The organism is Legionella sp. 39-23, from assembly GCF_001897665.1.
Taxonomy (GTDB): Bacteria; Pseudomonadota; Gammaproteobacteria; order Legionellales; family Legionellaceae; genus Legionella; species Legionella steelei.
Window position 1 is genome coordinate 13,778 of record NZ_MKTO01000030.1, and the last position, 14,629, is coordinate 28,406.

Consider the following 14,629-nt stretch of genomic DNA (forward strand, 5'->3'; position numbering starts at 1 on the left):
TTTTAAAATCCTGGTTGTGGGCAACCAGGCTACAACACTATTTACCACACTTAACTTCTCCATAAGAATTCAGTTCGCAACTCTCACCTTCGCCCCCACAAACAACCATGCCATTTCTGTCTTTAACACATTCTCCTGCGCCACAGACCACTTCACCGTATTGATCTTTAGCACAGCCACCTTCTGGATAGGTGGAGCAAACCACTGAGCCGTCACGATTTCGTAAACACTGTCCAGGACCACAAATAACTTTCCCATAACTATCTTTTTCACATTCGCCATTTTTATAAGGTGAACAAACCACCTTGAGATTACTGTCTGTAAGGCAAGCTCCCTTCCCACACACTACTTCTCCATATTGGTCTTGGATACATTGTGCTGAAGTGACCGTAGAAAAAGCCATAAAGATGAAAATTGCTAACGTTTGATGATGCATTTGGATAAAAAGTAAAAAATATTTACATTAATAATAGTATAGACCCAAGCTTTCTAAGCTAAGTCGTTATTTAAAAACATGAAATGAACGAGAGAAAAATTGCTACTTCACTGCAAAGTTCCGCCATCTCGTAGTGTTATATAATACTGCTCCAAATCGACTATACAGCGCCTCAACACGGTTACTTGTGCTTGTATAATGTCTTCTGTGCTAATCCACTGTTGACCATTTGCACGTTTATTTAATTCAATGCGTGTGTTTAATAAAAATTGGGCGATAGTTGCTTGAATACTAGCACATATTTCATCTTCGAGAGGTTTGGATTCCTCAAGAAATTTTTGGATTAATTCCTGATTATTTTGTATGAATTCTATTTGTGTTTCTTCTGTCATATTTACCTCATTTGTTTTATCCGTATTTCAATACAGGCACATCCTTTTAATGGCCGTTTAAACGGTTTATCCCCAAAGCTGCCATTATACATGTTAATTGGCTGCATATTTTACTTATCTAGAGAATCATTGGCTAATCCAAGTGTTTTGGCTTTATTCGCTAATGTTTGGGGTTTAATGAGTCTTTGACAAACGTCACCATCAAAATAAAAACTTTGCTCGCTCGTATCTTTGAAGGATAAAATATTACAACTTTGATTTAAGGCAGTACAATTTAATGAAAATGAAAAAGATATTACTTGTTTGGCTTTTATCATTGTCTAGTGGCACTATTTTAGCGCAAGGTAGATTACCGCAGCTATTTTTGTTTTTAGGGGGAGACGAGGCAAGTTCATATGAACATATGCTCAAAAATAATTGCATCAATGGATTACAAATAATTTATTCTTGGAAGCAATTAGAACCTAAAAAAGGCTTCTATGATTTTTCCAAAATTGAGAAAGATTTAAAGTTTCTTAATAAAGAACATAAAAAGCTTTTTATCCAAATACAAGACCGCTCCTTTACTCCAGACGTAGTTAATGTTCCTGACTATATTCGTCAAGAGAGTGTATATCATGGTGGAGTGGAAATGCAGTATGATTTTCCAGGCGAAGGCAAACCTATTACGACAGGATGGGTTGCACGAACATGGGATCCTGCCGTAAGAGGTCGTTTTCAATTATTAATACGAAAATTAGCATCTCAATTTGATGGAAAAATTTACGGTATCAACCTACCAGAAACATCAGCTGATTTCGATCCTAACCATATGCCTAAAGACTTCACATCTGATAAATATTTTTACTCAGTCATTAAGAATATTCGTTATTTAAAAAAAGCGTTTAAGAAAAGTCAGGTGATTCAATATGTCAATTTTTTTCCAGGAGAATGGAATAATGATCATCATTACATGAGTAGCTTATTTACTTTTGCCAGGAAGCACCACATTGGTTTAGGTGGCCCAGATGTTGTACCTTATAAAAATTCACAGATGAAGAATAGCTATCCTTTTTTTCATCAATATAAAGGTAACATCTTAACGGCTCTAGCTATCCAAGAACCTGATTATACTTATAAAAATCCCAGTACAGGTGATTTTTATACTTTTTATGATTTCTATTCTTTTGCAAAAGAATACTTAGGTGCCTCAATTCTATTTTGGAATATAGAGGAGCCATTTTTTTCGAACCAACTGTTACCTAACTTAAATGTTAATTATTTTATGTGCAATGAACATAATGCTTAGAGTTTTTTTTCATAAACTCACTGCCATTACTGTTACTGGATGAGCGTTAAATTCATCCATGCCAATTTTTTTCCATCCAAGTCGCTCATAATATTCTGGTATGGTTGGATCAAAAGCAAACAAATAAAGTTTTTCAAAACCCAACTTTTTTGCTTTCTCAACTATAACATCAACCAGCATTTTACCGATCCCCTGTTTTTGAAATTTAGGAGCAACCACCAAATCACCAATCCAAGGTCCTAAATCAGGGCGAATTCCTCCATTTAATTCCAGTGTACATGAGCCTACAGGAGTCTCACCGTATAGTGCAATGTAAGTAAATGGGATATCTCGATGCAGTTCTTCGTGATACAACGATTCAATTTCGTCAATCCCAATCTCTGGCATCCAAATTTTACCTAAAACTTCATGCCAAATATTCGCAAGTTCTGGTATGAGGTGTGGATACTTTTTTAAAAAATCAATTTTGATCATACAAACCACTCTACATTCTTCCAATTGCCAATATCGATTTTTTTAGCGGTGATCCTGGTTTGATAGTTACCCACATGAATCTCGAGTTTATGTCCGTCTGGATCAAGAAAATAGAGTGATTCACCTGACGAAATGTTGTCCTTGAATATAGATGCTCCTGATTCAGTAATTTTTTTAGCTATAAATTGAAAATCTTTCATGCTTACACTAAATGCATAATGAGTGTAACAAGGTTGTGGTTTCCTTGCTAAATCAACATTGAGACAGAACCAAAAATCTCCGATGAGAAAATATGCTCCTTGATCCCATTTTACGAGCGGCTTAAATCCTAGAATATCCTTGTAAAATAAGAAAGAGCGATTAATATCAGTGCATGCAAGCGTAATGTGATTAATATCTGTGATAGCCATACTATTTTTACCACTATATAAATAGCTATAGTTTGAACTATAGCTGAACGTTTAGTCATCATTTTCAGAAAATGACTTATTTGAGATAGATAAAGTATATCTATCTCAAACACAAGCGCTTATTTTTTCTTAGTCTTTAACCTTACTATGGTGTTTCTTACTTAAAGGCGTTAATTTTCATCTTTACTTAAATGTAGCAATATAGTCCCATATAAACGCTAATCTAGAAGTAAGACTATGATTAAAAAAGATTGTTAAGAGTCTCTTGCTATATTGCACGCTAAAGTGAATTAAACTTTAAGCTAATTAATAAAATGAAAATGACTCTCCGTTGAATAGGAGTAAAATGACTTTATCTCTTCCTCGCGTTCATAGGATGGCAAATCCCCTAACTCAACATGCAATACCTTAGCAATTTCTGACAAGTCCACACTGGAATGATCTTCAATATGATAAATGACATCAACCATTTTTCTAGGTAACTCGATATAAGCGAAATGATTTCTAAATAATGCATCGAGAGTGGGCACAAAAAACCTCACCGTATCAGAGTTTATTTGCTCTGTTTGGGGACAGAATTTTTTTAGACATTTGATGCAGAACCTTAATGATATATCGTATAACTGTGAGCCTGCGCTAGTTTTATCAAACATAATAATCCTTATTCAATTTTTAACATGTAACTAAAGGACAGCATTACATTACAAAAACCAAATGTCAATGAGAATGATTATCAATTGCATTTAAATTGATTTGGCCGCCCCTCATTGATAAAATTTTATTAGCGACTTCTATATAACCTGATGTTTTTATTAAATATTCTCAGATATAATTAATTTTTAAATGAATATTTTTGGGCGTATCAATGCATATTTTAATTTCTTATGAAGACAATCCTGGATTTAGTTTATTTAAAACACGTCTTGGAAGAGATGATTTAAAGTTTAAGTCTTGGTTGGGCTATAATCGGAATGGCGATAATTTACCGTATACAAACTGTTCGGGAGTTTGGCATATTTTAGTTGGTTCAATCACTAAAGCAGAATTGTCTAAAGTATGCGCGCTTGAACCAACATTAAAATTTAGAATTGTCGAAGACGACGATTTTAGAAAAGCCCAAACATTTCTTTCCACTCCATCACTTAACATGCATCAGATTTCAGCTAAGACACTCTATAGTATAGAAAATTTAGATTATGAAGTTACCGACTTACAAGCTTCTCTTTTGAAAGGTTTCGTTGGTTTCTAAGAATGAGATTTATTAAGTGTAGCCTGGTTGCGAGCCACCAGGCTGCGGTTAAAATCCCTTCAAATTAAAATATTATCTGACTTTCCAGAACTGTATCGCAAAATACTTCTCGCTCAATTGGTTTATTTTGGTTAATAATATTTTAAGGAAAATCATTTATAATTGCACATTAAGCGAACAATTTGACTCCAATTAATTCGCTCTTTTTGTAGGTTAAACCTTGGCTTATCAAGGTTGCTCATTCGATTATAAGGTAAACAAATAATGAAGAAACTTGCCTTTGTTTTACTTCCTCTTACAGTTTTTACTACCAAAATCTTTGCTACCCCTGCCATCTATACGACCCAGACTTTCTATAAAGTAAGCGGAGCTACTGAACAAGAATTGCGCAACCATCTTAATGAGTTAGGACCTGTTTCTACCGATAAACATTACGATGCAAAAACATCTTGGCATATCAATTGGAACTATAGATGGCATTATGATAATGCTACGAAAAATCCTTGTTATCTTACTGAAGTAAAGGTCAGCGCTAATATTGTGACCATTCTACCTGAATGGGAAGACAAAGAGCACGGAAGTGCTGAGTCCCAATTAAAGTGGGAGACTTACCTTAGTAATTTGAGCAAACATGAAGAGGGGCACGGAAACAATGGTAAGGAGGTGGCCGCTGAAATAGAAGAGGCCTTATTACAAATCCCGCCCATGTCTTCGTGCGAGATGCTGCAAGCGAACATTGAAAATACAGCTCAAGGTATCGTGAAGAGACATAATACTTGGGATACAAATTATGACACTTCGACCCAACATGGTAAGACACAGGGCGCATCTTTTCCCTAAAGCCTGGCACCGCGTGACCTGGCTGCTTGCAGTTGGAGTTTAATTTGGGAACACTGAAAATCCTGGTTGCGAACGGCCAGCCTACAGATAAGCTCTTTCCTTAAATTATTGTAAATTGTCGGGTCAAGGCCCGGCCTACTCGTGAATCACAATCCTATTGAACAAAATAAAGGCTATGTTATATTGCGTTTTTATTTAACAGTTACGCACTATGCCCAATAAGTCGCCTTCCAAACCCTCTTATTTCAAACGTAGCATCAAATTGTTGTTTGATTATTTTAAAAACTCAGAAGACAAGCAGTTAGCCTATTGGTTGCTTTCTGGAAGTGTGCTTTGTGTCTTAGCTGTATCTGCTTTGGGTTTTGTTATGGGATGGTGGTGCTTTCCCTATATTTTTGCGGCGTTTATGGCGAAGGATTTAGCACTGTTTGCAATAGGGATAGGGGCAGGTCTTTTGATTGCAGGAGGAATGGCTGGATTGACTTATTTGGCGAACCTATTTAAAAATGAGTTATATGTTGATTGGCGGTCGTGGTTAACAAAGAAAATAATCAATCAGTACTTAAAAAACAAAACGAATTATCTAGAAATTTCCAGAATTTACAAAGATCTTGATAATCCAGAACAACGCATTCAAGAAGATATCGATAAAATTGTTGAGTCCTCCTTAGAGCTAACTTTAGGATTTATCGATAATTTTTCTAATCTTACAATGTACATTGTACTCTTAGGGATAGCTGGAAGCTCCATATCGTTCATGTTTTTAGGACCAGGCTACTTAATTCTCACCGCCCTCTTGATAGGTAGTGTATCCTCTCTAATTGGTTACTATATAACCAATCGTTTGAATAAACTGACCAACGATGAGACTAAAGCGCAGTCCAATTTGCGAGGGACACTACACCAACTTAAGGAACACTCTGAAGAAATTGCCATTGAACAAGCGGAGACGTATTACAAAAATCGACTTGAAAATGAAGTAGACTCCTTAAACGCAAAAACCATAAACAGGCTATCCGTTGAAAATAAAGTCAAAACGTTTAATGTGTTTAATAGTATTGTTCAAGCAATTGTTCCGTTCATGATTTCAATTCCTTTATATATGGCCGATCTCATCAGCTTGGATGTTTTTTATTCTGTTGGTTATTACTTCTCCATGGTGGCACGTTCACTCAATTGGTTTATTCAATCCTTTGAGACAATTAATAAATTTAGAACAAGCCTGGATCGCGTTAATGAATTGCAAACCATTTTAAATAAAAAGAATGCCGGTGAGTCAACACAAAAAATTATTCATATTATAGATAAGCAAAGTAAAAATCTTGAGGTGCGAGACTTAGATCTTGCACTCCATAGCAGTAATGAACTACTTATGAAAGGACTTACTTTAAAATTCACTGCCGGTGTACATACTCTAATTCAAGCCCCTTCAGGAACAGGAAAAAGCAGTCTATTTAAAGCTATAGCAGGTACTTGGCAATCTGGTGAGGGTGAAATTTTTATTCCTAACAGCAGGAAATCTATTTATTTTTTACCTCAGAAACCAACTCTTCCTGATGATACATTAAGGAATGTGCTCGCTTATCCCGACTCATATTGCCCTTATCCGGATGAAGAGTTAATTAATGCACTAAAAGCAGTTAACCTGGGGGCACTAGCTAATAAATTGGATGAAAAAATTGGCTTTAAATCTCTAGGAGAACAACAACGAATTGCCTTTGCTCGCGTCTTATTAAGAAAACCAGACTGGGTGTTTTTAGACGAAGCGACAGCGTCCTTAGATGAAGATATAGAAGCGCTAGTCTACGAACTCATTAAAAAACGTCTCCCAAAAACAACAATTATTAGTATTGCTCATCGCTCAACAGTAAAGCCCTATCATGATAATATTTTATTTTTCAGGACAGATGAGCAGAAAAAGGTATACATAAAAGAAGGAAGAGTTAGAGACCCACTTCCAAAGTATGAGGCAACCCAACTCAGTTGGTCGATTTAAATCTCTCGAGCACATTTTGCAGCCACTCAGCTATATGAACAACTGTAGCCTGTGTGCAGCGTAGCGAAACCCGAGTTACGGCGCCAACTCATTGAGGCAGAATCAAATCTTTGTCCACAATCAAGAGTGAGCCTTATTACAATTGATTTCTAATAATCGGCAGTTGCAATGCTGCTGCAATTAACTCCGCCCGGTTATAACAGTTAAGTTTATTTTTAGCTGCATTAAGATGGTCTTCAACTGTTCTGGGGGATAAATTTAATTTTTGACCAATTTGCTTTATTGTCATCCCTTTAACCAAATAGTACAAGCATTTAACTTGTTTCGTTGTCAGTTGACCATTGGCATTTTGCTCAGGTAAGAGGGATGGATTAAAGTGAACATTCGCGTTAGGCTTAGCAACTAGAGCCGTCTCATGCATTGTCGAAAACAAAGGGGTATCCCCATCAATCAAAAAGGATATTCCAACGACACCAATGATTTTTCCTTGTCGAGTGTATAACGGTGCCTTACGACTAAGATAATGCTGAATCGAACCATCCAGCTGAACTGTCTCAAGAAACGTTTTCGCTTTATTCTGTTGTATTATCTCTGCATCATTTTTCATAAGGAGAGGAGCTTGTTCTTTCCATAACAAGTCATAATCCATTTTTCCCTTCATATCTTGCATCTTGTTAACATGTAACATGTTATGATTACAGTCTAAATAGCATCCTTTTTTATCTTTGACATAGATATTTGCCAGGGTAGTATCTAAAATATTATCCAGGCCTGTAGTGAGAGAGGCTTCTGCATACATGTAGTGGGCAAGTTTACGCGTAATCATAATACATCGATAAAAAGCTATTAGCATTATTATACAATAATGTTCAACTTATGTACACATATTCCCTTATCCCAACGTACGCCTGCTAAAGAACTAAGAGCTTAATCGTGTTGCATCAAAAGCATGTAACAATGACGGACAAAGTACGTCCCAAACCCCACATACATCCAAGACAGATAAACGTAAAGAGCATATGCGTCATCGAAATACTTCTGAAATAAAAGACCTGAAAGAAAATAGAAAAACACATTAAGACTAAGCCAAACAAAATAGTACACAAGGATCGTAAACGCTCAACGGGCTTTCCTGCAAAAAAGGCGAGTAAAAAAACATATATTGAAATAGCGAATAAGATACCATCTGATTTGTCTTTGGCATCATGCAAAGATAGAGACTCAAAAAACAGGATGGCTATGCCAAATAGTCCGGCTAAAAAGACAAATCTCACTAGGGCTTTACTTTGTTCTTTTTTAGGAAATAATCGCATTAATAAACTCACTCATTTAGCCAGGTAATTTTTTCCATAAAGTGTCTTCTTATTCTGCTCGTAATTTAAAATTTTTAATACCGTATTGATCACGGTGTTTATGAATTAGAACTTTATTATACAATAAGATCAAAAAACAAACCAAACGTTCTTCCATAATTAACCTATATCAATGCACTATTGGGGTAATTAAAATGAGTAAAAGCGAAAGTAGTCTGGATGAGGCAAAAACCGTAACCCGGGTTACAGATAAAAAATCAGGCTTCACTCCCCCGGGTTCCGCTTGGCTGCAACCAGGCTACAATTTAGCAAGTCAGGCCCCTTGCTATGGGTAATAGCGTAGTTCAATTTTATTATGTTCTGGGTCTAAAATATAAATCGAAATGCCTTGTCCATGCGCACCCCAACGTTCTACTGGACCTTCTTCAATTGAGATATTATGAGATTTAATTCTTTGATATACCTTATCCCATTCATTTTTATCAAAGGAAAGACAAAAATGATTTAAATGATTCGACTGTTCATCATCCTGGTGTGTCGATATTTCTTTGGGAAAAAGATCAATGATCGTATCCGCGTTAATACGGACTGATGGAAACGATATTTTGCCAGCACGAAATTCCTCTACTCGTTCGGGATGCAATCCCAAAACATTCTCATAAAATGCCAGTATCCTATCAATATTTGCTACATTCAGTACAAAATGATCCATCCCTGCCTTGGGCATATGTCCCTCAATATTAAAGCCATCTTCTTGTATTATAGGGTCTATTGAACTGATCTTACTATAGTGTGTAATCGATTGATCGTACGTTTAATGCCAACACGCGCGACAACAAAATGGAACAAAATGTAGCCTGGTTGCAAGCAATCAGGCTACATCTGAGATACAGTGCGGTTACTGTGGTGTGTAATTGGGTTGCTGGGCGTCTAATACTGACAGTGTATTATTGTTATAAGCACTTATAAGTGTTGACAAACGCTTCATTTCATCCTGTGCAGTCTGTTGCGATATAGAGCCATCTTTCAATTGGCGTTCGATCAACTCACGTTGTGTCTGTAAGTTTCGAACGACTCGCTGTAATTCTTGAGGTGAAATATCAGGATTCGGGTATTTAAAAAACATAATAGACTCTCATTTTAGCATAATGAACGCATAGTACCTGCAGCTTTTTCTAAGATCAATTTATATTGAGCAATACAATTAGAAAACTTGAGCCAAAATTCAATCGCTATTAAGCCCTTAGTTGAAGCACTAAGGCGTTAACTTAGAGGCATTATTCTCAATCGCTTTTGCAGAATCATTGATGTCTTTTAGGAATTTAGCTTTACTTTGTACCACCATAATTTCATCTGGTCTTACTGAGTACACTTCATAATCTTTCGCAGCCAACTCTTCTTTTAATTTTGATAATTTTTCAACATCATTTTCTTTGGAGGTGATTACACCAATTCTATCGCCACCTTTTTCCATTAGTCGCACACGAAATGCAGGGTTAGTAGCAGCTTGACTCGAGAAAGATGAAGACTGAAAAAAAAGAGGGCTTTTCACTGTAAATGGTCGCATAAGCTTCAGCATCATAGATATATACTCTTTTGAATTAAAATTTGCTAAGTAATGAGCGAAGTCTATTTTAATAAAATTTACTCAATTTAGCAAATTAACTATCAAAATTGAACTATATGCTATTGATACTTGTACGTTTTTAAGTATCGCCCAGCATTAGGGTGATTTACTTTTTGGTGCAGTTACATCGTCCTGAACCTCTTCTCCTTCTAATTTTATTGCTTCCTCATCAGTAATCTCTTCTATTTTAACTGAGCTTTCAGTTGGCGCTTGTTCTGGTTCCTCAACTTCAATATGTGTATAATGGGAAGGAGCTACTCTGTCTCTTCCCCGCAAATCACAAAGCATGGTGTAATACATATTCTGCACTTGGGGGCCCATACCCAGTATCTCAATCATTGCCTCAAAATTTCTATCTATTGCTTGTACTTGAGATTGAATCGCTTCATCTATGGTGACAACTGGACGTCCTGGTACGGGTTTGCCTGTTCTGCGTATGGCATTGGCTATGGCATAATCTTGAACCGCTTTGAGCGCTAAGGATCGTACTTCTTCTGGTAATGATTTATTTTGTAGATCAATAAAAAATGGGTTAGTCGAATAGACCACCTTCGTAGCTTGCCGGTGAAGTCTTCCGGGAATAAGTATCGCCGGCACATCTTGTAGTGTTACCTCATGCTCAAAAGAATACGTGTCACGGTCACCAGATGGATCATATCCGCCTCCTTCTTCTGTCCCAGTTCCCTGGACATGCATATGATCATCAGGAAGCCCTGTTGGATCAACCAAAACGATGCTTGATTTTCCAGAAACAATAGAACAAACATGATAAATTGACCATTGATGCGAGAAGGATAACGCAGCACCTTGATATTCTTTGCCAGTTTGCTTGTGGTGTGCCGTAAAAGCACTTTCTGTTCTTCTGGCATCCACACTTCCATCCCGCTGATACTTTACCAATTGAGACGCACCACACAATCCGGAAGGTACTTGAGTTGAGCTTCCAAGCCGAGCGCTATGTGCAAACTCACTAGTATCCATTGTTCTTGCATAACATTGACTTCTTGTCAGTGTGCTTAATTTGGGAAGCGCATTATCTCGTGTTAATTGAGTTCCACCAAAAGATATGGGCATATAAGGCCCTCTTGCAAAAGTCGTTTTTCTATGCGATGCGAATCCCCACATGTTTGAATCCAGTTTAAAAAACGGTTCCATAGATAGCAAAGAGGACCGGGGAGCAAACATACTTAGCCCTGATGTGAGTTTAGTTCGCATCTTAGCTCTCCAATAATATGAATTAGTTAGTCATATTATAGCAAAACAAGGCAATTTGTTTTTTTAAACAACTTATTGAGAGATTATTTATCTTCTATTCTCAACAATCAGATGCTTCTCTACCTCAAAAAAAGAGGCAGAGCTATCCCCTATATGAAATATATCGGGAGGGGATAATCTGAGATTTAATACATCCGTGGGCGACGTTCAAACTCAAGCGCTTCACAAACAACCTGGGCGTCTGGTTTTTTGATGTTGATGCTTAATACGTCTGTGGGGTTTTCAATATATTGTCCCTCACAAATAACCTTTGCATCGAGTTTTTTATACATATTATTTAGCTTAGGATTCAAAGTCTCGAGATAAATTAAATCAGCGCCCAATTCAATCGCCAAAGCTTTTGCTTTATCCAAAAGTTGGCGTGCAAAACCTAAACCTCTTACCTTCTCTTCCACAAAAACATAATCAAAGTAAACGGCTTTTAATTCGGTATTGCTGGGAGCAAGCGTATTATCATCCTCATCACGAAAAGGATCGAGCCTTCTTTCAAATAAACCAAACATAGCAACTGGTAGTCCATAAAAGGTTGCAACATAAATCTCGTTTTGTTTTTCCTTAACCTCCCTTAGATAATATTTTTTATCGTCCAGATGCAGATATCCCCATGCGGTTTTTGCCCATGATGCCGTGAGCTTTATATACTCATCTTTATCTTCAGTGAACTCAGAGAGCCTCTTAAATTGAAGGGTGTGTTTTTTCCCTGCCATTGTAAAAAATATCACTTTAACTCCTTTTAATTTGTTATAGCCCATTATTTTTTCAAAGTATTCTCTGTTGCATCTGATGATGCGTGGCTCAGCTGGTCGCGAGTCCAATCAAATAGTTTTTGACCAACGGCCATTCCAACTGCAACTCTTGCAGTACCCCAACCAAATCTGAGTTTTTGTTGGAAAAAACTCAATCGACTTACGAAAGACTGCCCCGGATTTTTTGATTCATTCCATAAATGGGTTAACACCTCATACGCTGATGCTGGTTTGCGGTCTGGCGGCGTTGCATAGTGCATGTTGCGAACATAATTAAATGGGCTTGATACAACAGTAGCCACTGCCGCTGCGCCCGCATTATAAATAAATGATTGATTGGCGCTGAGTTTTTTGCTCTCTGTTTTTTCGGCCTTAGTCCTCATCAGACTTCGTAACATTTCATACGTACTGCCAAAGGCCATATCACGTGTCATTGTCGCTGTAGTACCTTTTACAAAAGTTTGAATGCCTCCCTGAGTCCACATCTCATGAGCACTGGAACGAAAAGAAGCGCCCTCTTTTCCCCATGTGTGGTATTTAATGGCAGAAATACTATTAGTTAAGGCCCCACCAATACTTCCTGCAGCCATACCTACATAAAATTGAGACAGTGTTTGGCTAAAACCTAACTGATTATGGAGGTAAGGAAATAGATACGTGTTAAGCTGCCCCTGAGCCACATAGTAAATGCCGCCAAGAAAAGTGCGTTGTACTAGAGCTTGCGAGAATCCTTGATATGGGGATTTAAAGTTTGCAGCTGTAAGAAACGGACGATTGTATTTCACAGATAAATATAAAGCGCGATCCCATGGATTAAAAATCCCTGAAGTAGCGACACCAACAATTAACCCACTGGCCGCGTCAACATTAAATTTTTGTTTATAATTTAACTCGCGTGCATTTTCTTGTTCCTTCAAACTACTCCCCATATCTAACGCTCCCCACATTGAATCCTTGAACAATAAATTTTCTAATCCGACAGTTTACACCTGGCAATACTCTTCATTGGCGGTGAGTCAGGGTAAGGTGTTATCCGTTGAAAAATTACTGCTAATTTATCTGCGTAGAGTAATTTCCAATTTTTATCTGTTTCTAACGTAGTCACTGCTGCGGCAGTATATGGACTTAAAATGACCCAATTTATTTGATAACGCTGTAATAAATTAGTTAAAAATATACCGCCATGGGTGGTAGCACAGAAATATGCCTTAGCAAAATCTTGATTATAAAGCTCCACTTTATCGTCAATAAAAGGCTGAAAACCTGCAAGTGCCAAATACCCGTTAAACACCTCTTCATTAAATAACGGACCTGTGAGCTGTGCGGTTTTAGCAAAGTTAATGGCTTTATAAGGGGCTGTAGACAAATTGTCAGGTAAGGTCGCATGATGTTTCACTATCCAGCCGCTGAAGGCTAGTGTATATAAGGTTATCGCCAGCATCATGACCCAAAATAGAGCAGGGTGCGTCGTTTTGTTCGGTGTTGGATCCAAGCGCGGTGCAAAGGCTTGCTGTAAGGGGGGCGCCAGTAAAAATGCTGATAAAATAGCAAAATAATTCACCACATAATAACTATTTATCGTTAAAAATAAGATGCCTAAAAGCATGAGTAAACGATAAAGTGGCACATAAAGTTTCTTCGATAAAGCAATAAATAAAATCACTGCCAACCAAATTTCCAGTATGAATAAATTAGCAAGCACAGGTGGATTAAATTCGGCAATAAATTGCATGTGGGAGAACTTAAAAAATGCAATAAAGTACTGCCAGGTCGCAACACCTACTGGGGATAAAAATAGAGAAACGAGTAGCGCTAATATTAAGAATAGCCCCCATGTTTTTATAACCTTGAGTTGTTGCTTTGTGCTTTTTGCATCAATAAATGCCTCAAAAGCAAAAGCCATTGCAATGACAAATCCAGGAATCCCCTCAATCCCATGCAAATTAATCCAAAAAAAATAAATCACCAAGAGCCAAAAAGGAGGAGCCCTCTGTTCATCGCGTGCTTTGACACATTCCCCCACCCAGATGACCAACAATGGCAAAATAATAATATGCGGTCGGGCAATTAAATGCGTTATGAGGATTCCCATACTAAAAAGGGTTAAAAGTAAGGCCGCGGAAGTCCTGAGATAGCGTTCTAAATAACGCATTAAAATCATCATAGCTAAGGCAAAACAAAAGCAGGTCAATACCGTAATACCTATCCAATTAAAATAAGATTGAGTGTAAAAAAATAAAACATCGGTGAGCCAAAAATGACAAACCCAAGTGCGATCATTGGTTACTGAGGCGGCAATAGATAAAAAAGGATCATTTGCTGGCAGCTGACCGTGTTCAACAATCCAGCGACCACTGGCAGTATGCCAGAATATATCTGCATCAATTATCAGAAAATTTGTTTTAACCGCATAAATAAGCGTGAATGTAAAAATACACGCAAACACGAATAAAGTGGCTGGCGAGGTGTGATAAGAAACACTTTTTAGCTTTTTCAACATGCCTTAATCCTTTGAATAAACATTCTTAGTTTAGCAAAAATGCCACACTATATTAAGGACTGAGTGCTTAAGGGGACAAAACC

The 14,629-nt window shown here is 37.3% G+C and carries 19 protein-coding genes; 5 read left to right on the forward strand and 14 right to left on the reverse strand.

Annotated features, from left to right (window positions below):
- Nucleotides 1–37: 37 nt before the first annotated feature.
- Nucleotides 38–403, reverse strand: coding sequence for a hypothetical protein (locus BGO44_RS11190; RefSeq protein ID WP_157070702.1), 366 nt, complete (start codon nt 401–403; stop codon nt 38–40).
- Between the two features lie 140 nt (nt 404–543).
- Nucleotides 544–828 (reverse strand): hypothetical protein, encoded by a 285-nt coding sequence (locus BGO44_RS11195; protein ID WP_273200370.1) that lies wholly within the window; start codon nt 826–828, stop codon nt 544–546.
- A 277-nt stretch (nt 829–1,105) separates the two neighbouring features.
- Between BGO44_RS11195 and BGO44_RS11200 the strand changes: the two genes are divergently transcribed.
- A complete protein-coding gene (locus tag BGO44_RS11200; RefSeq protein WP_273200372.1) occupies nt 1,106–2,116 on the forward strand; it encodes a hypothetical protein in 1,011 nt (336 codons plus the stop codon).
- Nucleotides 2,117–2,125: 9 nt separating this feature from the next.
- Here the strand turns inward: BGO44_RS11200 and BGO44_RS11205 are convergent, their stop codons facing one another.
- The 3 genes from BGO44_RS11205 to BGO44_RS11215 form a co-directional block, all read right to left on the reverse strand.
- A complete protein-coding gene (locus BGO44_RS11205; protein WP_273200374.1) occupies nt 2,126–2,590 on the reverse strand; it encodes a GNAT family N-acetyltransferase in 465 nt (154 codons plus the stop codon).
- Nucleotides 2,587–3,000, reverse strand: coding sequence for a VOC family protein (locus BGO44_RS11210; protein ID WP_058509876.1), 414 nt, complete (start codon nt 2,998–3,000; stop codon nt 2,587–2,589). The genes BGO44_RS11205 and BGO44_RS11210 overlap by 4 nt, the downstream gene beginning before the upstream one ends.
- Before the next feature lie 302 nt (nt 3,001–3,302).
- A complete protein-coding gene (locus BGO44_RS11215; protein WP_237760424.1) occupies nt 3,303–3,530 on the reverse strand; it encodes a hypothetical protein in 228 nt (75 codons plus the stop codon).
- Nucleotides 3,531–3,865: 335 nt separating this feature from the next.
- Here BGO44_RS11215 and BGO44_RS11220 point away from each other — a divergent pair, with 335 nt between their 5' ends.
- The 3 genes from BGO44_RS11220 to BGO44_RS11230 all read left to right on the forward strand — a co-directional run bounded on the left by BGO44_RS11220 (nt 3,866) and on the right by BGO44_RS11230 (nt 7,085).
- Nucleotides 3,866–4,249, forward strand: a complete 384-nt coding sequence (locus BGO44_RS11220) for a hypothetical protein (RefSeq protein ID WP_058509874.1) — start codon at nt 3,866–3,868, stop codon at nt 4,247–4,249.
- A 264-nt stretch (nt 4,250–4,513) separates the two neighbouring features.
- Nucleotides 4,514–5,089, forward strand: a complete 576-nt coding sequence (locus BGO44_RS11225) for a DUF922 domain-containing Zn-dependent protease (RefSeq protein WP_237760423.1) — start codon at nt 4,514–4,516, stop codon at nt 5,087–5,089.
- A gap of 211 nt (nt 5,090–5,300) precedes the next feature.
- Nucleotides 5,301–7,085 carry an ABC transporter ATP-binding protein/permease gene (locus tag BGO44_RS11230; RefSeq protein ID WP_273200378.1) on the forward strand — a complete coding sequence of 595 codons (1,785 nt, stop codon included), beginning with the start codon at nt 5,301–5,303 and terminating at the stop codon, nt 7,083–7,085.
- Nucleotides 7,086–7,221: 136 nt separating this feature from the next.
- Here the strand turns inward: BGO44_RS11230 and BGO44_RS11235 are convergent, their stop codons facing one another.
- Together BGO44_RS11235 and BGO44_RS11240 are read right to left on the reverse strand one after the other, a co-directional pair.
- Nucleotides 7,222–7,911, reverse strand: a complete 690-nt coding sequence (locus tag BGO44_RS11235) for a helix-turn-helix transcriptional regulator (protein ID WP_058511646.1) — start codon at nt 7,909–7,911, stop codon at nt 7,222–7,224.
- Nucleotides 7,912–8,026: 115 nt separating this feature from the next.
- Complete coding sequence (locus BGO44_RS11240; RefSeq protein ID WP_058509871.1) at nt 8,027–8,398, reverse strand: hypothetical protein; 372 nt, start codon at nt 8,396–8,398, stop codon at nt 8,027–8,029.
- 194 nt (nt 8,399–8,592) lie between these two features.
- Between BGO44_RS11240 and BGO44_RS11245 the strand changes: the two genes are divergently transcribed.
- On the forward strand, nt 8,593–8,733 hold the full coding sequence (locus BGO44_RS11245; protein WP_273200380.1) for a hypothetical protein: 141 nt from the start codon (nt 8,593–8,595) through the stop codon (nt 8,731–8,733).
- Here BGO44_RS11245 and BGO44_RS11250 read toward each other — a convergent pair.
- The 7 genes from BGO44_RS11250 to BGO44_RS11280 form a co-directional block, all read right to left on the reverse strand.
- Entirely contained in the window at nt 8,724–9,125 is a 402-nt protein-coding gene (locus tag BGO44_RS11250; RefSeq protein WP_058509870.1) for a VOC family protein, read from the reverse strand. The genes BGO44_RS11245 and BGO44_RS11250 overlap by 10 nt on opposite strands.
- Before the next feature lie 171 nt (nt 9,126–9,296).
- On the reverse strand, nt 9,297–9,524 hold the full coding sequence (locus BGO44_RS11255) for a hypothetical protein (RefSeq protein ID WP_273200383.1): 228 nt from the start codon (nt 9,522–9,524) through the stop codon (nt 9,297–9,299).
- A 129-nt stretch (nt 9,525–9,653) separates the two neighbouring features.
- Entirely contained in the window at nt 9,654–9,980 is a 327-nt protein-coding gene (locus BGO44_RS11260) for a hypothetical protein (RefSeq protein ID WP_058509868.1), read from the reverse strand.
- A 141-nt stretch (nt 9,981–10,121) separates the two neighbouring features.
- On the reverse strand, nt 10,122–11,240 hold the full coding sequence (locus tag BGO44_RS11265; protein ID WP_273200386.1) for a hypothetical protein: 1,119 nt from the start codon (nt 11,238–11,240) through the stop codon (nt 10,122–10,124).
- Nucleotides 11,241–11,425: 185 nt separating this feature from the next.
- A complete protein-coding gene (locus BGO44_RS11270; protein ID WP_273200388.1) occupies nt 11,426–12,052 on the reverse strand; it encodes a GNAT family N-acetyltransferase in 627 nt (208 codons plus the stop codon).
- Nucleotides 12,052–12,993: a hypothetical protein gene (locus BGO44_RS11275; RefSeq protein ID WP_237760422.1), complete on the reverse strand. Its 942-nt coding sequence runs from the start codon at nt 12,991–12,993 to the stop codon at nt 12,052–12,054. The genes BGO44_RS11270 and BGO44_RS11275 overlap by 1 nt, the downstream gene beginning before the upstream one ends.
- Nucleotides 12,994–13,016: 23 nt before the next feature.
- Nucleotides 13,017–14,546: a hypothetical protein gene (locus BGO44_RS11280; protein ID WP_273200390.1), complete on the reverse strand. Its 1,530-nt coding sequence runs from the start codon at nt 14,544–14,546 to the stop codon at nt 13,017–13,019.
- Between the last annotated feature and the right edge of the window lie 83 nt (nt 14,547–14,629).